Consider the following 20,310-nt stretch of genomic DNA (forward strand, 5'->3'; position numbering starts at 1 on the left):
AACCCCTAAACACCCAGAACACTACAGCGACCAACTGTTCTGGTCCTGTCTAAAAACTGGACAGGTGTTAACTGACCCCTGTATTATTTGTTAGATGGTTGCTTTGGGTTATTTAGCGGTGGTGTGCAACTGTGGAGAGCGCAGTTGCTACCGCTAGCGATTGTTCAATGAATAAGACGGGTTGTTTTGTGATCGATTTTTGGTATGGGTTGAGCGGTTGGTTGTTTGTGGTTTGTCCAGTCGATGGTATTTGGTTATTCTTCTTCTTCGGTTGGGTTGTTGTTGTTTTGGTTTGTGGTGGTGTTGTTCCATTGGGTTTTGAATGTTGTTTGGGATAGTTTTAGGATTTGGGGGTTGTTGGTCCATAGGTTTGGGATTTCGTTTCCGTCGGTTAGGCCGATGTTTACTTCTTCTTGGTTGAGGATGATGATGCTGATTTCGTTTGTTAGGTTGTATTTGATTTCAAAGTTTGGGTAGGTGGTTAGTTTTGTGATTTTGCGTTCGGTGGTTGGGTTGAGGTTTGTTTTTTGTGTTATGATTTGTATTTTTGCGTTTTTTGAAGCGGCGGTTTCTAGGGCTTCATAGAGGTTAAATATTATAAAATTTAGTGTGTTTTTGGGGAGCATCATTTCGCAGTTATGTGCGGTAGTGATTGGTTTTTCTAGTCTGCTCATTAGGCGTTCTTTTTCTGAGGTTATTATAAATTCTGTGTCGCTGTCCTGTATTTGGTCTGTGGGGTTTTCTTCTTGGCTTTTTATTAGCAGGGTGAGAGTGTCTTTGAGTTTTGTGTGTTCTTCGGTTATTTTTTGGAAGAGTTTTGTGGTGCCTTCGTTTAGGGGTAGGGCTTTGTATAGTTTGGGTGTGGCTATAATTTGTTCTACGAGTCCGAGCTTTTCAAGGGTGGGTAGTATGCGGTAGATGTCTTGTCTGGCGATATTTGAGAGTTTTGAGATTTTTTTTACTTCTGCTTTGTCTATGCGTGTGAGTGTTAGGTAGGTTTTGGCCTGTAGTTCGGTGAGTCCTAATTGTGTTAGTGCATCGAGAATTTTGGGGTCTTGGATGGTGGCTCGCTCCTTTAAAAACTAGGGGTGGTTGGCTGTTTTAAAGATTTTCCCAATCATGCCCCTATTTGATGTTTGTCAGCAGTTATACTTGCTACAAACGTTTAAACCCATTTGCCACTTTGTAGAGCCTACAAAAAATAGGAGATAAGAAAAAATGAAAAAACAAACCTTGACTATACTTAGCATATTGCTTCTAACCTCCATGGTCGCAACAACGCTTTTGTCAGTGACACCTGCTGACGCACAGACCTCAGGTGAAATGGCATCATATGCATTCGTTTCGGTAGCGCCCAATCCCATCGGCGTAGATCAAACAACCTACGTTGCAATGTGGGTTGACGTTCCCTTACCTGATGCATCAGAGGCCAACAACATTAGACGACATGACTACAAACTCATCATAACAGACCCCGACGGCGTTACAGAAACCAAGACTTGGGATGTTATTTCTGACACAACAGGCGTTCAATCGACAAGCTTCACACCTACTAAACCCGGCACCTACAACTTGACTTTCATATATGCAGGACAAACATACACTTGGAATGCAACTACTGCTCAGCAAAGCCGATATGGAATAAAATACCTGCCTGCTAACGCAACAACAACCCTAACAGTACAAACCGAACCAGTCAGCGTAAGTCCCCTTACACCTCTTCCAACAGAATACTGGGCACGCCCAATATTTGGTGAGAACTTCTTATGGTACACCATAGCCTCACACTGGTTGGGTTCTAACTCACTTGGAACCTTCCAACAAAGCGGATTTAACCTATGGCAGTCCAGCGGAACCGGACCAGAAAGCTCCCACATACTTTGGACCAGCCCACTTGAAGCTGGCGGTATTGTCGGTGGATCAGACACTGCTATTGAAGGTGTTACATACTATTCAGGTGGTTCATACGAAGGCAGATTTGTAAATGCACTAATCGTAAATGGCAGACTTTACTTCAAACCCCCAGAAGGCAGTCAAAACGGTGGCGCCTACACTTGCATGGATTTGAGAACCGGTGAAGTACTCTGGACAAACCCCGATATCAACCCAACCTTTGGTCAACTCTACTGCTATGAATCACCCAACCAACACGGCGTCCTACCAAGCGGCTACCTATGGCAAATGGTTAACATCCGAACAGATCCAAATGACAATACTTCACCAATAGCAAACCAAACTTGGATAGCATATGACACACTAACGGGCAATAATCTATTCAACCTGACTGGTGTCCCAAATGGCGGAACTATTGCGTACACAGAGAACGGTGAGATTGTCAAATACTTCCTAAACTACGACTCTACTACAAAGACTGGCTGGCTGGCTCTATGGAATTGGACTGCTGCACCAAATGTTGCCGCAGGCGCACCGGGAACCGGCACTAACGCTCTACAATACCGTCCAGTAGGCAAAAACATTGATTGTAGCGATGCATATTCATGGAATGTAACTGTAAAAGCTGATTTAACGGGCACATCTACTATCCCTACTATTTCATATGTTCTACCTGGTGACATAATTCTCGGAACTACCTCAGCTGTAACCGCGGGCGTAAGCACGAACAGAGGCACCCCTGATCCATACACAGTTTGGGCACTAAACTTGGAAGAAGACCGAGTAGGCGAACTATTATGGAAACAATCCTATGCTGCACCATCTGGCAACATGACACGAACACTTGGTCCTCTCGATCCAGTTAACCGAGTTTGGACTATGACTGATGCTGAAACAATGCAATGGCTAGGCTACAGCCTCAAAGACGGTAAGCTCCTCTGGGGTCCAACAAAAACAGACCTCAACGCAATGCAATACTTTAGTAGCGGTTCAGGTTCAGGTCAAAGAGCAGTCACTGCATATGGAAATCTATATGCACAAGGCTTTGGCGGCGAAATCTTCTGCTATAACACTACAAACGGATCATTACTTTGGAGATACAACAATACAAACAGCGGTTTAGATACAGTTTGGGGTCTTATGCCAACCTTTATATCAGCAATTGCTGATGGAAAAGTCTACGCCTTTAACAATCAACACTCACCAAACGCTCCCCTATACAAGGGTTTCTGCACATACTGCATAGACGCTTTTACCGGTGAAGAAATCTACAAGATGCTAGGTTGGGCAGGCCAAACCGGCGGAACCGGAACCTCTACCAGTATTCTAGCCGATGGCTCACTAGTATACTACAACTACTACGACAACCAACTCTACTGCATTGCCAAAGGTCCAACTAAAACCACTGTAAACGCTCCAAGTCTGGCCGCTACCGCTGGCCAGAGCGTAGTTATCAGCGGAACCGTTACCGACATCTCCGCAGGCACCAACCAGCATGAGCAGGCATCCAGATTCCCCAACGGAGTCCCAGTTGCCTCTGATGCATCTATGAGTGCCTGGATGGAATACGTCTATATGCAACAGCCAAAACCCACCAACTTTACAGGCGTTGACGTAAAAATCAGTGTCATCGACTCAAACAACAACATACGCGTAATTGGAACTGCAACTACTGACATAACCGGTTTCTACAGCTTCAACTGGATACCTGACATCACTGGTCCATACACCGTGATTGCCTCATTTGAAGGCACAGGCGGTCTCTATGGCTCAAACTCACACTCAGCCTTTGCAGTTGACGAAGCAGCACCAACACAAGCACCACCAACAACCGAACCATCCATAACCGATCAATACTTTATCCCAGCAGTCATCGGTATAGTCATTGCAATCATAGTAGTCGGCATTGCAACGATCTTTATCCTAAACAAAAAGCCATAAAACAGACTCTAAATCAATCCCTTTTTCTTTTTTTGTTCAATTCTAATGGCCACATTTCTATGATTTATCTCTGTTTAGCCGGGTCCGTTTGTGTTTTTCCTCGGTGCATCTGTCTAAATTTTGGGTTGGAGTTTGAAGCAAATCCTTAACTATGTCTTTTTCTAAATTGTTATGGTGACTAATTTTTGCCGATTGATTCTGATTTTCAAACTAGACGTCAAGTTGTAAGTGAACATAGAGGTCATAAAGTTTGGGGGCCTGTTGAGTCTCCTGCTAAACTTGGAATTCACGGAACTAATGTGGCGGTGGACTGGGATGTTTGTGTTGGTGATGGGGTGTGTGCTGATGTTTGTCCTGTTGCACTCTACGATATGGTCGATACGCCCGATCATCCGCTGTCCAATCGAAAAGCCGATCCTGCCCGCGAAAAAGACTGCATTCAATGCTTAGCCTGCCAGTTGCAGTGTCCTGCGGCTGCGATAAAGATCACTCCAACCCCTTGAGGAGTTTTTCATCGGCAAGCGTTATATTGGCTGTTGTCTGAGTAATTATTGGTGCAGATATGAGTCAAGAGTTTACAGGCAAAATCATACTACTCAAACCTACAGATGCTTCAGCAAAAACAACTGATGTAGTTGAAAGCATGCTAACTGATGTACTTGAATCAGGTGAAGTAAATGTTGTCGGCTTAAACGATTCTCTGTTTTTAGCTTGTGCAGCCATCAATATGGCAACAGATATCGCTAAAGTCTATGTTGATGATATCGACATAGCCTCTATTGAAGTGCCCGCCTTGGGCCGCGTAGCGGCTGTTTCAGCCCATCTTTCCCAAAAAGAAGCAGGTGACTATGCCGCATTGGCTGAGCGCGAGGATAAAGACTTACGTGATACCACCGAGCAGACTGTAAGTGTTAGCCGAGTTGCAACTGTTGAACGCTTGCTTACCATAAGTCTTCTGCGTCTGGCCAAGTTTGACAAAATAAAAATCGTTGCCGCCGGCGGCTCAATTAATGACGCCATCAGTTTGGCACTAAAATTAACCAGCGGACAAATATCCAAAGACCCCGTGGGCATAAAACTATTCCATCTACACACCATTACCATGCGCAATGACCCAACCAAAAGTCTAGCTGCCGTATCGATCTATCTGCAGAAGGGCGTAACAACTCGCTATACCAAACGCCAATGTGCAGTGCTAAAAGAAGTAGAACAAACCACTCAGGTTAAAAAGGTGGAGCAAACCACTCAGGTTAAAAAAGAAGGTAACTGACAAAGTCAGTTTTATTATTTTATTGTGGCTAAGGTTTGGTTGACTTTGTCCCAGTTGACTATGTTCCAGAAGGCTTCTATGAATTTGGGGCGTTCATTTTTGTAGTCTAAGTAGTAGGCGTGTTCCCAGACATCTATGGCTAGCAGAATTTGGAAATTGGGAATGAGGTTAATGTTGTGTTTTTCAATCTGAACTATGATGGGTCGTTCTAGGCAGGGTTGCATAGCAAGGGTTGCCCAGCCTGAACCTTCCGTGCTTGCGGCTGCGGCTGAGAATAGTTTTTTGAAAGTGTTAAAACTTCCAAACTCTTTGTTGATAAGCTCTCCAATAGCTCCGTGTGGTTCTCCTCCGCCACCTTTGCCTGCGGGTGCCATATTTTCCCAAAAGATAGTGTGTAGCATGTGGCCGCCTATGTTGAAGGCAAGTTCTTTAGCGAGTGTTTTTACATATCCAAATTTAACCCAGTAATCCATTTGGGTATCTGTTTTCATAGCTTCATCTATATTGGCAAAAAGAGCATTAGCGTCATTGACGTATTTTTGATGGTGCTTGGTATGATGAATTTTTAGTTGCTCCTCAGATATGTAGGGTGCCAATGCAGTGTAGTCGTATGGTAGTTTGGGTAGAGTAAACGTTCTTACTTTCTCCATAATTTCACCAAAAATCAAGAATTCAAAAGAAAAAAACTCCTAATATACCTTACCTTACTCTCCAAGCATCGGGATGTGTGTGAGTTCTCATGATTATATTGAGTATGTTTGTGGAGCGGTATTTATGTTCAAAAATCATTGGTCACATTGGCTATTTAGTGAATAAATTTTCCCATTAATATGTTAGCTGTGGCTCTGCCGCCAATGACTGCACCAATTGATAACCCTACGTTTGCCAAGATATTTAGGGTCAACAGCACTAACTGATTTTTTTCAAGCAAGGTGGTGGTTTCTAGGGCAAAAGAGGACATCGTGGTAAACGAACCGCAAAAACCCACGGCAACCAAAATTGCATACTGCGAACTCAAATTTAGCGCAACCAAAAAAACAGAGAACAAACCCAAAATAAAGCTCCCCGCTACGTTTACAAGCATGATATTTACGGGTAACCCGCAGATTGTTATGGGCGATTCTACCATGCGATAGCGCAAATAAGCTCCGGCAACTGCACCTGCTACCAAAAGCGCAAATTCCAACCACTTCACTTTGTACCTCTCCATTTTGTAATGGTAGGCATTATTAGCATCCATGCGGTTGCGGTTTTGGTGTCTGCCAGGGCTAATGCCATAGCCAAAGCAAATCGACACTAAATATATTAAAACTTTACCACCTCTGTTCTGTTGGGGATCGTTAGAATGGGCTAATTCTAAATAAATAGGACCACTTCATTATTGAGTTGATTAAAATATGGCACTAAGCTGTTTTGACATCGCAGTAGCAGGCCACTTCTCAGTTGACACTCTTGTACTGCCAACCCGAAAAATGCCCTTTAACGTATTAGGCGGCGCCACAGCCTATACCTCCTTTACCGCAAAACAGCTCGACGCATCAGCTATGATAATTTCAAAAATCGGTGCCAGCTTTCCCCAAGCATACCTCTGGTGGCTCGAACAAGAAGGCATCGATATCACAACCATAACCCGAGACCCCCAACAATCCACAACAGCTTTTGAACTCACCTACACAAAAGATCTCAACGAGCGAACCCTCAAACTCAAAAGCAAAGGCAACCCCCTAACCCCCCAAGATATCCCCCAAGACTTCCACGCCAAAGCCCTTCATCTAGCCCCAATTGCCAACGAAATCCCCCTCGAAGTTGCCGAGGAACTCAAAAAAACTGCCGACATAGTCTCCCTTGATCCCCAAGGATTGTTACGAAGCTTCGATAAAGAAGGAAACGTAAACACAAACAACCTCATAGACAACGGCATCTTTAGTTTAGTCAACATCTACAAATCCTCCCAAAACGAACTCTACACCCTAACAGGCGAATCAGACCTCAAAGCCGCAATTAGAACCCTTCACGATGTGGGCATAGAAACAGTCATCATAACAAACGGCGCTAAAGGCGCCTTTCTCTCCGTCGAAGGCGCCCAATACACCATAACTGCCTATCCACCCGAAGTGCTCGTTGACCCAACCGGCGCAGGAGACGTCTTTATAGGCGGCTTTCTAGCCGAGTACATACGACAAAAAGAGTCTTTGTGGTGTGCTTGTGTGGGTTCCGCAGCCGCATCATTTGTTGTAGAAGGCATAGGACCCACATACATGGGCAAAAAAGACCAAATCTACCAAAGAGCCCAAACCATATCTGAAAGCGGCATCAAACAATAACTTGTCTACTTTCTAAACGGTTGTCAAATTAAAGTTATTCCTTGTTGAAATTAGGGTGGAAGATGTTTGAATTATGGAAATGCTATATGTATAAAGTGGTAATGAGCAATATTAATATAATGGTTATGTTGAATATGTGGCAAAAAGTGTGGCTTGTATGGCGTGTGGTGTATGTAAACCCTGATATTGGTTTGAAACAGACGTCCTAAACCTTTTTTGGCAGGCCTTTTTTATCTTCAGGCGCTAAATAGTAGCTTGTATGTAGACTTCAGTATTATAATGGTGACACGGTAATTTGAATTTGAATTGTGTTGAGTTGCCTGCGAGGTATTTTTATCAGTTATTGTTCTTCGTTGTTTGTGGGGTAGCATACAAGGTAGTAAATGGAGCGTATGCTAAGTGGGGGGGGACTAATCAGTCCTTCTGTGTTGTATGGGTTGCTTTGTTGTTCTGTGTTGAGGGGTAGTGTCTATATCAGTTCTCTGTATCTTCACTATCAGTGTAAGGCCAGCAATTCACGGTCGTTAGGTTTGTCAGTCCATCAATATTCAAATGGGTTAACTTATTAGCTTCACAATCCAGGTTTGTTAGGTTTGTTAGTCCACTAGCATTCAAACTTGATAACTGATTATAAGCGCAGTTTAGGTTTGTTAGGTTTGTTAGTCCACTAGCATTTAAATTGCTTAACTGATTGTTGGAGCAGTTTAGGTTTGTTAGGTTTGTTAGTCCACTAGCATTTAAATTGCTTAACTGATTGTTGGAGCAGTTTAGGTTTGTTAGGTTTGTTAGTCCATTAATATTTAAACTTGGTAGTTTATTGTTGGAGCAGTTTAGGTTTGTTAGGTTTGTTAGTTTATTAATATCCAAATTTGGTAACTGATTGTTGGAGCAGTTTAGGTTTGTTAGGTTTGTTAGTTTATTAATATCCAAATTTGGTAACTGATTATCAGAACAATCCAGGTTTGTTAGGTTTGTTAGTCCACTAGCATTCAAACGTGACAACAGATTAGTCTCACAATTCAAGGTCGTCAGTTTTGTTAGTCCATTAATATTCAAATTTGGTAGTTGGTTGTTGGAGCAGTTTAGGTTTGTTAGGTTTGTTAGTTTTTTAATATTCAAATTTGGTAGTTGGTTGTTGGAGCAGTTTAGGTTTGTTAGGTTTGTTAGTTTTTTAACATTCAAACTCGTTAACTGATTATCAGAACAATCAAGTGTCGTTAATGCGGGAGTTCCAGTTACATTCAAAGCTGTTAACTGGTTCTTTCTACACTCTATTTGGGTAATTGTGGTGCCGGTTATGGTAATTTCGCGTGAAGCGGAACTATTATAACTATAAGTACACTCACATTCATCCCCTGAAAGCGTATAGTTGGTGTTTGTTCCATCGCCCCAATCAATTACAGCAGAACCTGGATTTCCCATTAAAATAATTTTTACCTTGTTTTCTGACATTGGCAATGGTGTTGGCGTAATGTTTGTGGGGTCCTGATCTGTTGTCCAGTTTTTGGTTGTAGCAATGGTTGCGTCATAGTTGGTAGTGCCTGGATTACCGGTGATATAGAGATTTTTAGTTACGCCTGTAGTAGAATTAAGCGAGCCAAGTAGCTTATCTAACTCTTCATTAGACAAACTATTATGGCTGCAATTTATGTGAAAAAGTTTACCGCAATTACTGACCAGTAGGCTGTTTAGTTTGTTAGTATGACAAATTATGGTGTTTAAATTGGTGGCCCCGCTTAAATCTAAATTTGTCAAGTTATTATTATAGCAAACAACTGTTTCCAATGTTTCAAGATTGGAGCCAAAAACCAAAGTATTTAACTTGTTATTATGGCAAAATAGGGTCTTTAGATTTAAAAGCTCACTTAAATCCAAAACATCAGTTAATTCATTACAATCACAACTAAGCCCCGTAATCATGCCATCTTGTAGGACAGTTATGGAAATTTCATGTGTTGCCAAGTTGGGGCTAGCATAGTTATGCGTATATGTGGAGCCGTTCATTAAAAGGGTTAGTTCTTCACTTTTTTCATCTTTCCAATCAATCTTTACTTTGCCCGAACCTTTTAAATTAATACGCACATCCGTTTTTGCTGTTGTTAATGTCACTGATGCCATGGAATATCATCATCAAAAAGATATGCCCGCAATATATGTTTTTGTAATGCTTGACTTGTCAAACCTGTCTTGTGTGTTTGGATGGCGGATCTATATGTTGGCGAAAGCATTTGCAAGAAATGTTGCATAGACAAGCTTGTTTCTTTTTTATTTGAGGTGTCTCTAAAGTGGTCTAGCGGTGGTTAGTATAGCGGTTAATTATTTGGATGATAAGATTGTGAATAGTGAGTAGTTAATAGTGGTGAAATATTTTTGGATAAAATCTTGGAAATGGCACGAGTCCCTTAGAGGGAAATGTTTACCTAAATTTATACGCAAGCTGTCTTAGTACACTCAGTGTTTTAGACATGTATACGCTACGTCGCATAATTCGTACATCTGGTACATTCGATTGATGTTGCTCTGATTATTAGATGTTACTTTCTTTTCTACCAGTTGGTCATTCTCTTGTTGGATGTTTTGTTGTTGATGAAAAGGAACTTAAGCAATAGCGTTATAATAGCGGTTGTAAACATTACCTTTGAGCGTGACTTGTTTGGGTCGTATAGATAAAGGTGAAAAATGCAGTGTATCTGGTTGCAGCGGAGAAGCCGCACGTTCTATATCTGTTGATAAGGTTAAAGCCGCCGGTTTAAACGTTGGCAGTGCAGAAAAACGTGCTTATATCTGCAAAGAACACTACAAAGATTACAAAAAGAAATCCAAGAAGGACAAGACCCTGGATAAATGGCGCTACGGCTAAACGTAATTAGAGGTTATTTCTATGCGTATTCTCCAGTTTCATTCTGACTCCATAGTTTTCAAACCTATTGAAAAAGAAATCAACACTGCTGAGGAGGCATCAAAAGAAGAAGTTCGCATTGAAGAGGTTGTGGTACTCTTCACAGCCATCGAGGAAGGCGACAACACCGCTTTGGTGCAGCGCGCCATAGATGATGCCCGAGCCTTTTTGGGTAAACTCAAAGTTAATCGGTTGCTCATTTATCCCTTTGCACATCTTAGTAGCAACCTCTCCCAACCCAATCAGGCATTTAGTCTCATAAAAGACATGGAAGCCTACTCCAAACAAAAGGGTATAGAGACTTTTCGGGCTCCCTTTGGCTGGAACAAACAGTTCACCCTAGCCATAAAAGGCCATCCGCTAGCTGAGATGGCCCGTAGTTATACTGCTGCCTCAACTCAGGCTGAAACCCCAAATTGTGAGGGTAAAAAAGACGAAGAACCCGTCTCAGCAGCTCTCAAAGCCGAGGACACCATGAAATCCTATTGGCACATCCTCCAAACCGATGGTAGCTTGGTGCCTGTGGAAGAATTCAAATTCAAAGGCTATGGCAATCTCCAAAAATTTGCTAACTATGAAATCAAAAAAACCCGCGCTGTTACCCAAATGCCGCCCCATGTACCCCTAATGAAGAGGCTTGAAATCGCCGACTATGAATCAGGCAGCGATCCAGGCAACATCCGCTGGTACCCCAAAGGCCGCATGATAAAATCCCTCCTCGAACAATACGTGAGCCTGCGTGTAGCCCAATACGGCGGTATGGAAGTTGAAACACCCCTCATGTATGACTTTAACCATCCCAGCCTAGCAAGCTATCTCAACCGTTTCCCCGCCCGCCAATACGTACTCAAATCCGAGGACAAAGAACTCTTTTTACGATTTGCTGCCTGCTTTGGTCAATTCCTCATGGCCCATGACGCCCAAATCAGCTACAAGCAACTCCCCCTCAAACTCTTCGAACTCACCCGCTATAGTTTCCGACGTGAAAAAAGCGGCGAAGTCGTCGGATTAAAACGCCTGCGCGCATTTACCATGCCGGACTGCCATGCATTCTGTGCAGATTACCCCCAAGCCAAAACCGAATTCATGACCCGCTTTGAACTCTCACTTGATGTACTCTCAAACATGGGCCTAGTAAAAGACGACTATGAAATCGCCATACGCTTCACCAAAGACTTCTACGCCGAACACAAAGAATTCATAGCATCCATAGCCCAAAAGTTTGGCAAACCCATGCTTGCAGAGGTCTGGAATGAACGCTTCTTCTACTTCGCCCTTAAATGGGATCTCAACTTTGTAGACAACCAAGACAAAGCCGCCGCGTTAAGCACTGATCAAATCGATGTCGAAAACGCCAAACGCTACGAAATCACCTACGTCGATGAAAAAGGAGAAAAACAATACCCCCTTATCCTGCACTGTAGTCCAAGCGGTGCTATCGAACGCGACATCTATGCACTTCTAGAAAAAGCCTACCGCGAACAAATAACCGGCAAAGCCCCTATGTTGCCACTATGGCTCTCACCCACCCAAGTACGACTAATCCCCCTCTCTGACAAGTTCCTAGATAATGTCACCCAATTAGCCCAACAAATCTCATCAAACAACATCCGTGTAGACATAGACGACTCCTCCTCCACATTGCAGAAAAAAATCCGCGAAGCCGAACAAGAATGGGTCCCCTACATCATTGTAGTGGGCGAAAAAGAAATCGCATCCGGCACCCTCTCAGTACGTATCCGCGAAGAAAAAGGCAAACAAGAAACCCTAACAACCACAGAACTCATAATCAAAGTCTCCGAGAAAATCGCCAACAAACCCTACAAACCCCTACCCCTGCCCCTCTATCTATCAAAACGACCCTCATTCCACGGTTAGAGCGCAAATGTAAATGAATCGTATGAATAACAGTGACAACCTATAATTACCAACAACCCAACAACATAACAAACCAGGAGTAAAGATAATGACCAATGAACTTCAAATCTACATCGACGGCACATTCTACCCCAAATCAGAGGCAAAAATCAGCGTCTATGACCACGGATTTCTCTACGGCGACGGAGTCTTTGAAGGCATACGCGCCTACAACGGTATTGTCTTTAAATTAAAAGAACACATCAACCGCCTCTACCGCAGCGCACACGCCATAATGCTAACCATCCCCCTAACCAAACAAGAACTCGAACAAGCCGTCGTTGACACCCTGCGCAAAAACAAAATGCAAGACAGCTACATACGCCTCATAGTCTCACGAGGCATCGGCGATTTGGGCCTAGACCCCCGCAAATGCCCCAAAGCCTCCATCATAATCATCACAGACACCATAAACATCAAAGCCGGCAACGCAAAAGACACCGGTATAACTGCAGCGTTTACTTGGGTCCGACGAAACCCAGTGGATGCCACCACCCACGAAATTAAATCCCTCAACTACCTCAACAGTGTCATGGGCAAAATCGAAGCAAATGCATACGGTGCCGACGAAGCTATATGCATAGAACCAAACGGCTATGTCGCTGAGGGTGTTGGTGAAAATATTTTCATAGTCAAAAACAACGAAGTCCTAACCCCGCCAAACAGCACCGGTGCACTTGAAGGCATAACCTCTGATGCAATAGTTGGTCTCTGTAAAAAACTCGACATCAAACTAACCATAACCAACCTAACACCATTTATGATCCTAACAGCCGATGAAGCTTTCTTCACAGGAACCGCCATGGAAGTGGTACCTATCCGTGAAGTTAACAAACGTATAATCGGAGACGGCAAACCCGGACCCATCACCAAAAAATTGGTAGTTGAATTCCAAAGCGTAATCGCTGACCCCAAAAACGGAACAAAAATCTAAAAAGGGGAAACCCTTTTTTGTTTCCTATCTGCTACTTTGTTATTGTCCCTTTTTGATAAAGTCTTCTAAGGCGTTGTAGGCGTTTTCTAATTCGCTGATGGGTGGCAGAAAAACAATACGTGCATGATCTTTGCCATACACTGGATCAAAGCCGCTACCATTAACGATTAGTACACCGGTTGCTTTGAGTAGTGAAATCACAAAGTCTTTATCGTCTTTCCATCGTTTGCCAATACCCTCGATTTTGGGGAAAATATAGAAGGCGCCCTCGGGTTTGGTGGTAGATACACCCTCGATTTCGTTTAGGCGTTTATGGCTAAAGTCACGTCTTTGTTTTAGCCGCTCTACGATATCTTTGACAAAGTCTTGAGGTCCGTTGAGTGCAGCTGTTGCAGCGATTTGAACTGGCGTGTTGGCGCAGATGCGTATACGGCACTGCTTTTCTACGCCATCTTTGAGTGCATCGAGATGTTTGTTTTTTCCTTTAAAGTACATGTAGCCCAATCGCCAGCCGGTCATCTGATAGACTTTGCTAAACCCATTCAAGATCACCACAGGAACATCAGTGGTTACATTGGCGGCGCTGACAAAGGGTTTTTCATAGGTCAGCTGATCATAAATTTCATCACTTATAACCGGGAGATCGTTTTCACCAGCAATGTCGAGGATCTCTTTAACGGTTTTGTGGTTATAGACTGCCCCGGTTGGGTTGTTGGGGTTGATTAATACAATCGCACGGGTTTTTTTAGTTACTTTCTTGCGCAGATCATCAATATTTGGTTGCCAGTTTTCTTTTTCGATGGTTTCATATGAGACCGGTGTACCATCAAAGAAGCGGGTGTAGCTGATGTAGGGTGGATAGGTTGGACCCGGAAAGAGGATTTCATCTCCCTTCTCTACAATGGCGCCCAAAAGCATCTGGATACCCTCTGAGATACCCTCGGTAACTAAAACATCATCGGCTGTTATGTCGACGTTGTTGATTTTTTTCTCCTTGTGTGCCACTGCCTCTCGCAGTGCAGGCAGGCCTTCTGAGGGTGAGTAATAGTTGTCTTCTTGGGCTATGGCTTGGCAGAGCGCTTCTTTTAGGCTGGGGGGTGTTTTGAAGTCAAATGCCGCGGGATCGCCAATGTTTAGATTGTAAATTTTTCTGTTGTTTGCTATGAGGTCTTTGGTGTAGATTGTTACGTCCCGTATGGCATATTCAATGTTACTTGCCCGCTTAGTTACTTTGATGCCTGACATACCGTTACCTGTACTCCAGAGAACTCGCAGACCCAAAAAATAAACATTCCCACCTAAGCCATAGTAAAACAAACGATACAACCATAAATATGGCTCAGAGCACTAAAAATTAAAGAAAGCGGGGCAGGTCAATAGGACCTGGCGAAGTAGACGACTTCTTTTGCTTCTTTGCCGCAAAAGATGCAGGGTGTGGTTGGTTCTTCTTTTTGGAATGGTCGGATGCGGATGGTTGCGCTTGTTTGTTCTTTTATTTTTGCTTCGCATTTGGGGTCAAGACACCAGGGTGCTTTTATAAAGCCGCCTTTGCTTTCCACGATTTGTTTGAATTCCTCATAGGTTTGTACCGTGGTGGTTTTGTCGGCAAGGATGGTTTTGGCTTTGGTTAGCATATTGTCTTGAATATCTGCTAAGAGTTGTTCGACAGTGGCGGGTATGTCTGGGTCTTTGACAAATGTTTTTTGGCCGGTGTCTCGTCGTACCATAACCACTTGGTTGTTTTTTACGTCTCGGGGGCCAATCTCGATGCGCAGTGGGACGCCTTTTAGTTCCCATTGGTTAAATTTCCATCCCGGGGTGTATTCGGCTCGGTTGTCAAGGATGGTGCTTATGCCTTTGGTTTTGAGGGTGGTCTCGATTTCTTTGGTTTTTGCGTCGATGGCTTCTGCTTCTTGGCCTTTAAATGGGATGGGTACGATGATGACTTGGGTGGGTGCGACTTTGGGTGGCATAATCAAGCCCTTGTCATCGCCATGGACCATGATCATGGCGCCGATGAGTCGGGTGGTGATGCCCCAGCTGGTTTGCCAGACTTGATGGTCTTGTTTGTCTTCTCCGATGTATTTGACATCAAAGACTTTGGCGAAGTGTTGTCCTAGGTTGTGGCTGGTTCCCATTTGGAGTGCTTTGCCATCGGGCATGATGGCTTCTAGTGCGGTGGTATAGTTGGCGCCGGCGAATTTTTCGCTCTCGCTTTTGGTTCCGATGAGCACGGGGATGGCGAGGTAATTTTCTATGACTTCTTTGTACATGTTAAGGGCCCAGAGCACTTCGGTTTCGGCTTCTTCTTGGGTGGCATGGGCGGTGTGGCCTTCTTGCCAGAGAAATTCGCGGGTGCGTAGGAAGAGTTTGGTGGCTTTGGTTTCCCAGCGTACAATGTTGCACCATTGATTAATTTTAAGGGGCAGGTCACGCCAGCTGCGGATCCATTTGCTAAACATGGCATACATGATGGTTTCGCTTGTGGGGCGAACGGCTAGTTTTTCTTCTAGGGGGGTTTCGCCGCCTTGGGTGATCCATGCGACCTCAGGGGTGAAGCCTTCGAAGTGTTCGGCTTCTTTTTTGAGGAAGGCCTCGGGGATGAACATGGGGAAGTAGGTGTTGCGGTGGCCTGTGGCTTTGATTTTTTGGTTGATGACTTCTTGGATTTTTTCCCAAACTGCATAGGCGTCGGGTCGAATAATCATACAACCCTTCACAGGCGCATAATCGGCTAATTCAGCTTTTAGAATGGTTTCAACGTACCATTCGCTGAAGTCTTCGTTTTTTTTAACGGTTACACCAGTATCAGACATGAGTATTCGCTTCTTGTCAGTGTATGCTAAAAACCAAAATATAAAGCACTACTTTAGAGTTCAAATCACGTGGTGGTTGTTGCTAAATTGGTTGTGGGGTTTGAGGGATTTTATTGTATTTCTGTTTTGATTTTTTGTGTTGGTTGAGTGTTGGTTTTCTTTGTTGCGTGGGTGGTTGTTGAGTGCCTCAATTTGACCACAATTTGGGGGAATAAGCCTGTGTTTTTAGGTTAGTTCATTGATCTTTTTACGAGTAACTTTGAGTTTTCCTATAAATGAATATGCACCATAACCACACAACAAACCCGCTATTCCAAAAACAACCCCTAAATTGGTTGAATTTACCCCCCAAATATTGATTGACAATATTTGAAGCACGAGGATTATTGAAGCTATAGTGCCAATAAAACAACCGAAAAATCCTGCTATGTTGATTCGAAGTTCAGTGTAAAGTTTGACTATTTTAATTTGTGTTGTTCGATCCAATACTTCGGTTGTTCTTTGCTCTTGTTCTGTCATAGACGCACTGCTCAATAGTTTGCAGGGCAGGCATTTATGTTTTTATGTCTCTGTAGCTCTGTATTTTTAAAAATTCATAAAACTTTTCCCTTTAACCCTCCATAACTGCTCCTCACAATTCTGTGGGTCAAGTTAAAGTTGAGTGCTTGTTTGGGTTGGTTTCTGTTTTTGGTGGGTGTTGTTTGTTTGTTTGGTGTTTATGGGGGTTTTTTGAGCATAGCAGTTATAAGGGAGCTTGCCAAATATTTCGCAAATAAAGAAGTGTCAGTTATGTCGGAAAAACTATCACTGGTCACATGTACAAGTTGCGGTAAACCTATTCCGCCGGGGAGCGAATCGACAAAGTTTCTATGTCCTAACTGCGGTGAGATTCAAATTAAGCGCGATGGTAAATGCCGCAAGTTTGGCAGACTATTTAAGTGTCCTAATTGCGGTTTTCAAGGGCCATAGAGGGAACTAGATGGGCGCTATTCTTGTTGTTTACAAAGTTTTCCCTGAAGATATAGTCAAAGATTTTGAGCCTCTAAAAGAAAAAGTTAAGGCTATTTTGCCTCAGGCTGCATCTATTGAGGGTTGGGGTACTGAGGATATTGCGTTTGGTTTGGTGGCGCTTTTGGTTCAGGTGCGTTTTCCTGAGAATTTAGATGGGCTTGTTGAAGAATTTGAGGTTGCGCTTGCTAAAATTCCCGGTGTCAGCCAAGCAGAGGCTTTCAATATCCGGCGAACCAGCCGCGATTAACCCTTTTTTGTTTTATTTTTCCTTTCAGCTATGCGGTTTAGCTGTTTGGCGGTACCGCTTTAAAGTTTATATATGTTAAGCGTTCTTTTTCAAACAGACACTTTAAGTGACACAATTATTTGGAGCCTTATAGATGAGTGAAGTTCAATTACGCGTTGGAGACGCACGACAAAGAGATGTCGGCAGAGGTATTGCACGCATCGACCAGCGGACAATGCAAAAGCTGGGGATAAGTGCTGGGGATGTAATCGAGATTGTTAACAAACGTACGACAAGTGCGATTGCTTGGCCCGCCTATAGCGAAGACCAAAATCGCGATGTCATCCGCATCGATGGATTTACCCGCAAAAACAGCGGTGTAGCCATAAATGAGTATGTGGTTATCCGACCTGCCAAAGTCAAAACCGCCATGGCTCTAACCTTAGCGCCGGTGGATATGCGTCTTAACGTCGATGATGACTTTACCAGCTTTGTTCGAAACCGCCTAATGGAACGCACTTTGGTTGAGGGTGACACCACCTTGGTTATGATGCTAGGCCATGCCATACCCTTTATGGTCTCAAAAACCCGACCTCACGGTATCATCAAAGTCACAACTGAGACGCGCTTAACCATACTAAACGAACCCGCCCCTGAAGGCAAAGGCTTACCCCGAACAACCTACGAAGACATAGGCGGCCTACACGAAGAGCTTCAGCGCGTCCGAGAAATGGTTGAACTCCCCTTAAGACACCCTGAGCTTTTCCAGCGCTTAGGAATTGAACCACCCAAAGGTGTCTTGCTCCACGGCCCACCCGGTTGCGGCAAAACCCTGCTTGCCCGAGCGGTAGCTAACGAATCGGAAGCCAACTTTTACTCCATAAACGGCCCCGAGATCATGAGTAAATTCTACGGCGAATCCGAAGCCCGTCTGCGTGAAATCTTCCAACAAGCCCAACAAAACGCACCCAGCATCATATTTGTCGACGAACTCGACGCCATCGCCCCCAAACGCGAAGAAGTCACAGGCGAAGTCGAACGACGCGTCGTCGCCCAACTCTTAGCTTTAATGGACGGACTCTCCGGTCGAGGCAACGTCATCGTAATTGGTGCAACCAACCGCCCAGGCGCTCTCGATCCTGCACTGCGCCGACCCGGCAGATTTGACCGCGAAATCGAAATCAGCGTTCCTGACAAAAAAGGCCGCTATGAAGTCATCCAAATCCACACCCGCGGCATGCCCCTAGCCGAAGCAAACGTCGATCTCAACAAACTCTCCGAAATGACCCACGGATACACAGGTGCCGATCTCTCCGCCCTTAGCAGAGAAACCGCCATGAAAGCCCTTCGCCGATACCTCCCCCAAATCAACCTCGAAGAAGAACGCATCCCCCCCGAAGTTCTTGAAAAAATGGAAGTCACCATGGACGACTTCATGGGCGCCTACAAAGAAGTCACCCCAACCGCTATGCGCGAAGTCTACATCGAAGTCTCAACCGTACACTGGGACGAAGCCGGCGGCCTAGAAGACGTCAAACAGCGTTTAAAAGAAGCCGTCGAGTGGCCCCTCAAAAACCCAGAGATGTTCACAAAAATGGGCATCCGCGCACCCAAAGGCATCCTAATGTATGGCCCACCCGGTTGCGGCAAAACCCTCCTAGCACGTGCAGTCGCAACCGAATCCGAAGCCAACTTTATCTCCATAAAAGGCCCCGAAGTCTTTAGCAAATGGGTCGGCGAATCCGAAAAAGCCATCCGAGAAGTCTTCCGCAAAGCCCGCATGGCCGCACCCGCAGTCATATTCCTCGACGAAATCGACTCCCTCACACCCAAACGCGGCCTAGGCATGGGCGACAGCGGTATGTCTGAACGCGTCATAAGCCAACTCCTCACAGAGATGGACGGTATCACCACCCTCCAAGACATAGTCGTCATCGCCGCAACCAACCGCCCCGACATGGTCGACAACGCAGTCATACGCCCCGGCAGACTAGACCGCCTCATCTACGTACCCGAACCCGACGAAAAAAGCCGCCTCCAAATCTTCCAAATCTACACCAAAAACATGCCCACAAGCCCCGACGTCGATCTAAACCAACTCGCCACCCAAACCAAATACTACAGCGGCGCAGACATAGAATCACTGTGCCGTGAAGCCGCCATGCACTCCCTGCGACGCGACATAAACTCTCAAAACGTCACCATGAAAGACTTCCAAGACGCAATGAAAGAAATGGGACCCTCAATCACACCTGACATGGAGAAATGGTACAAGAGTTTCATGCAACAAATCCGACAAGTACAAAAGCCAGCAACCCCAGTTGCATAACACGAAGGAATCGCTATGCCCCAAATGAAAACCTGGAAAACCCGTCCAGCATTCTTTTACCTCCTAGAAGTTCTGCAAAAAAAAGGCGACATGGCAGACGATGACCTCTTTGACCAACTCAAAGACGAATACGAAGACCTAGGATTCAAAGACTTCAACGAGCTCTTACTAAACCTTGAGGTCAGCGGAAAAATCCGAACCTCCTCAATGGCACGTGGCAAACGCCGCGTCGAACTCGTCCAATAGTCCTTCCTTATTTTTGTATTCCTACTTTTCATTTTATCCTAAATATCTGTTGCTCTGCTTAACTCATACCCAGCACAAAAATTACTGATTTTTCCTTCGATTGTATTATTTCATATGATATCTAATATGTGACTGTTTATATGTTGTTATAGTATTGTATGTTTAGTAATGTGGGATGGGCTGTGTATGAATTTTGGAAAATTCCAATTTGAGTTAAACGATATTCATGCAAATCGGTTGTTTGTACTGCGATTTTCTTCTTTATCTTGCTGTGTATTGGCATCATGTGTTAGGCTTTCTTCTCTGGGGGATACTTATGTCTGTTAGAACAGAGTTTGAACTTAGAAATGCCATCAATAATGCTACGGCAGGGGTTTCTGCAGTTATTACTCTTGCAAATGATATTCAGCTTACAGGGTCTTCTCTTGTTATTTCTGCTAATCAATGTATTAAATTGATAAGTGCGGCTGGGGTTGCCGGTGGGTTTTTCAGATTAATTGGTGT

The 20,310-nt window shown here is 44.2% G+C and carries 19 protein-coding genes and 1 riboswitch; of the genes, 12 read left to right on the forward strand and 7 right to left on the reverse strand.

The window, feature by feature from the left end:
* Nucleotides 1-254: 254 nt before the first annotated feature.
* Nucleotides 255-674: a hypothetical protein gene (locus FWF39_RS03015; RefSeq protein WP_343381959.1), complete on the reverse strand. Its 420-nt coding sequence runs from the start codon at nucleotides 672-674 to the stop codon at nucleotides 255-257.
* Nucleotides 675-1,218: 544 nt separating this feature from the next.
* Between FWF39_RS03015 and FWF39_RS03020 the strand changes: the two genes are divergently transcribed.
* From FWF39_RS03020 to FWF39_RS03030, 3 genes are all read left to right on the forward strand, one after another.
* The gene (locus FWF39_RS03020) at nucleotides 1,219-3,834 is read left to right on the forward strand and encodes a PQQ-binding-like beta-propeller repeat protein (RefSeq protein WP_343381960.1); all 2,616 of its coding nucleotides are present in this window, start codon (nucleotides 1,219-1,221) and stop codon (nucleotides 3,832-3,834) included.
* 185 nt (nucleotides 3,835-4,019) lie between these two features.
* Nucleotides 4,020-4,337: a ferredoxin family protein gene (locus FWF39_RS03025; RefSeq protein ID WP_343381961.1), complete on the forward strand. Its 318-nt coding sequence runs from the start codon at nucleotides 4,020-4,022 to the stop codon at nucleotides 4,335-4,337.
* A 59-nt stretch (nucleotides 4,338-4,396) separates the two neighbouring features.
* Nucleotides 4,397-5,104, forward strand: coding sequence for a hypothetical protein (locus FWF39_RS03030; protein ID WP_343381962.1), 708 nt, complete (start codon nucleotides 4,397-4,399; stop codon nucleotides 5,102-5,104).
* Nucleotides 5,105-5,118: 14 nt separating this feature from the next.
* Here the strand turns inward: FWF39_RS03030 and FWF39_RS03035 are convergent, their stop codons facing one another.
* Together FWF39_RS03035 and FWF39_RS03040 are read right to left on the reverse strand one after the other, a co-directional pair.
* On the reverse strand, nucleotides 5,119-5,754 hold the full coding sequence (locus FWF39_RS03035; protein ID WP_343381963.1) for a superoxide dismutase: 636 nt from the start codon (nucleotides 5,752-5,754) through the stop codon (nucleotides 5,119-5,121).
* A 155-nt stretch (nucleotides 5,755-5,909) separates the two neighbouring features.
* A complete protein-coding gene (locus tag FWF39_RS03040; protein ID WP_343381978.1) occupies nucleotides 5,910-6,299 on the reverse strand; it encodes a CrcB family protein in 390 nt (129 codons plus the stop codon).
* 18 nt (nucleotides 6,300-6,317) lie between these two features.
* Nucleotides 6,318-6,395: riboswitch (Fluoride riboswitch) on the reverse strand.
* A 106-nt stretch (nucleotides 6,396-6,501) separates the two neighbouring features.
* Between FWF39_RS03040 and FWF39_RS03045 the strand changes: the two genes are divergently transcribed.
* Complete coding sequence (locus tag FWF39_RS03045) at nucleotides 6,502-7,428, forward strand: carbohydrate kinase family protein (protein ID WP_343381964.1); 927 nt, start codon at nucleotides 6,502-6,504, stop codon at nucleotides 7,426-7,428.
* A 474-nt stretch (nucleotides 7,429-7,902) separates the two neighbouring features.
* Here the strand turns inward: FWF39_RS03045 and FWF39_RS03050 are convergent, their stop codons facing one another.
* Nucleotides 7,903-9,546, reverse strand: a complete 1,644-nt coding sequence (locus FWF39_RS03050) for a hypothetical protein (protein WP_343381965.1) — start codon at nucleotides 9,544-9,546, stop codon at nucleotides 7,903-7,905.
* A gap of 535 nt (nucleotides 9,547-10,081) precedes the next feature.
* Here FWF39_RS03050 and FWF39_RS03055 point away from each other — a divergent pair.
* The 3 genes from FWF39_RS03055 to ilvE all read left to right on the forward strand — a co-directional run bounded on the left by FWF39_RS03055 (nucleotide 10,082) and on the right by ilvE (nucleotide 13,178).
* Nucleotides 10,082-10,288 (forward strand): hypothetical protein, encoded by a 207-nt coding sequence (locus FWF39_RS03055; protein ID WP_343381966.1) that lies wholly within the window; start codon nucleotides 10,082-10,084, stop codon nucleotides 10,286-10,288.
* Nucleotides 10,289-10,309: 21 nt separating this feature from the next.
* On the forward strand, nucleotides 10,310-12,205 hold the full coding sequence (locus tag FWF39_RS03060; RefSeq protein WP_343381967.1) for a threonine--tRNA ligase: 1,896 nt from the start codon (nucleotides 10,310-10,312) through the stop codon (nucleotides 12,203-12,205).
* 88 nt (nucleotides 12,206-12,293) lie between these two features.
* Nucleotides 12,294-13,178, forward strand: coding sequence for a branched-chain-amino-acid transaminase (gene ilvE / locus FWF39_RS03065; protein WP_343381968.1), 885 nt, complete (start codon nucleotides 12,294-12,296; stop codon nucleotides 13,176-13,178).
* A 39-nt stretch (nucleotides 13,179-13,217) separates the two neighbouring features.
* Here ilvE and FWF39_RS03070 read toward each other — a convergent pair whose 3' ends face one another.
* The 3 genes from FWF39_RS03070 to FWF39_RS03080 all read right to left on the reverse strand — a co-directional run bounded on the left by FWF39_RS03070 (nucleotide 13,218) and on the right by FWF39_RS03080 (nucleotide 16,513).
* Nucleotides 13,218-14,495: an aminotransferase class I/II-fold pyridoxal phosphate-dependent enzyme gene (locus tag FWF39_RS03070; protein ID WP_343381969.1), complete on the reverse strand. Its 1,278-nt coding sequence runs from the start codon at nucleotides 14,493-14,495 to the stop codon at nucleotides 13,218-13,220.
* A 56-nt stretch (nucleotides 14,496-14,551) separates the two neighbouring features.
* On the reverse strand, nucleotides 14,552-15,994 hold the full coding sequence (proS, locus tag FWF39_RS03075) for a proline--tRNA ligase (protein ID WP_343381970.1): 1,443 nt from the start codon (nucleotides 15,992-15,994) through the stop codon (nucleotides 14,552-14,554).
* A gap of 225 nt (nucleotides 15,995-16,219) precedes the next feature.
* Nucleotides 16,220-16,513: a hypothetical protein gene (locus FWF39_RS03080; protein WP_343381971.1), complete on the reverse strand. Its 294-nt coding sequence runs from the start codon at nucleotides 16,511-16,513 to the stop codon at nucleotides 16,220-16,222.
* A gap of 270 nt (nucleotides 16,514-16,783) precedes the next feature.
* Here FWF39_RS03080 and FWF39_RS03085 point away from each other — a divergent pair, with 270 nt between their 5' ends.
* The 5 genes from FWF39_RS03085 to FWF39_RS03105 all read left to right on the forward strand — a co-directional run.
* Nucleotides 16,784-16,963, forward strand: a complete 180-nt coding sequence (locus FWF39_RS03085; RefSeq protein ID WP_343381972.1) for a zinc finger domain-containing protein — start codon at nucleotides 16,784-16,786, stop codon at nucleotides 16,961-16,963.
* Between the two features lie 10 nt (nucleotides 16,964-16,973).
* Entirely contained in the window at nucleotides 16,974-17,252 is a 279-nt protein-coding gene (locus tag FWF39_RS03090) for an elongation factor 1-beta (protein WP_343381973.1), read from the forward strand.
* Nucleotides 17,253-17,385: 133 nt separating this feature from the next.
* Nucleotides 17,386-19,560 (forward strand): CDC48 family AAA ATPase, encoded by a 2,175-nt coding sequence (locus FWF39_RS03095; RefSeq protein WP_343381974.1) that lies wholly within the window; start codon nucleotides 17,386-17,388, stop codon nucleotides 19,558-19,560.
* A 15-nt stretch (nucleotides 19,561-19,575) separates the two neighbouring features.
* On the forward strand, nucleotides 19,576-19,806 hold the full coding sequence (locus tag FWF39_RS03100) for a hypothetical protein (protein ID WP_343381975.1): 231 nt from the start codon (nucleotides 19,576-19,578) through the stop codon (nucleotides 19,804-19,806).
* Between the two features lie 316 nt (nucleotides 19,807-20,122).
* The coding region (locus FWF39_RS03105; RefSeq protein WP_343381976.1) for a hypothetical protein at nucleotides 20,123-20,310 on the forward strand (188 nt) is incomplete at its 3' end.

The organism is Candidatus Bathycorpusculum sp. (assembly GCF_009778815.1).
Taxonomy (GTDB): Archaea; Thermoproteota; Bathyarchaeia; order Bathyarchaeales; family Bathycorpusculaceae; genus Bathycorpusculum; species Bathycorpusculum hydrogenotrophicum.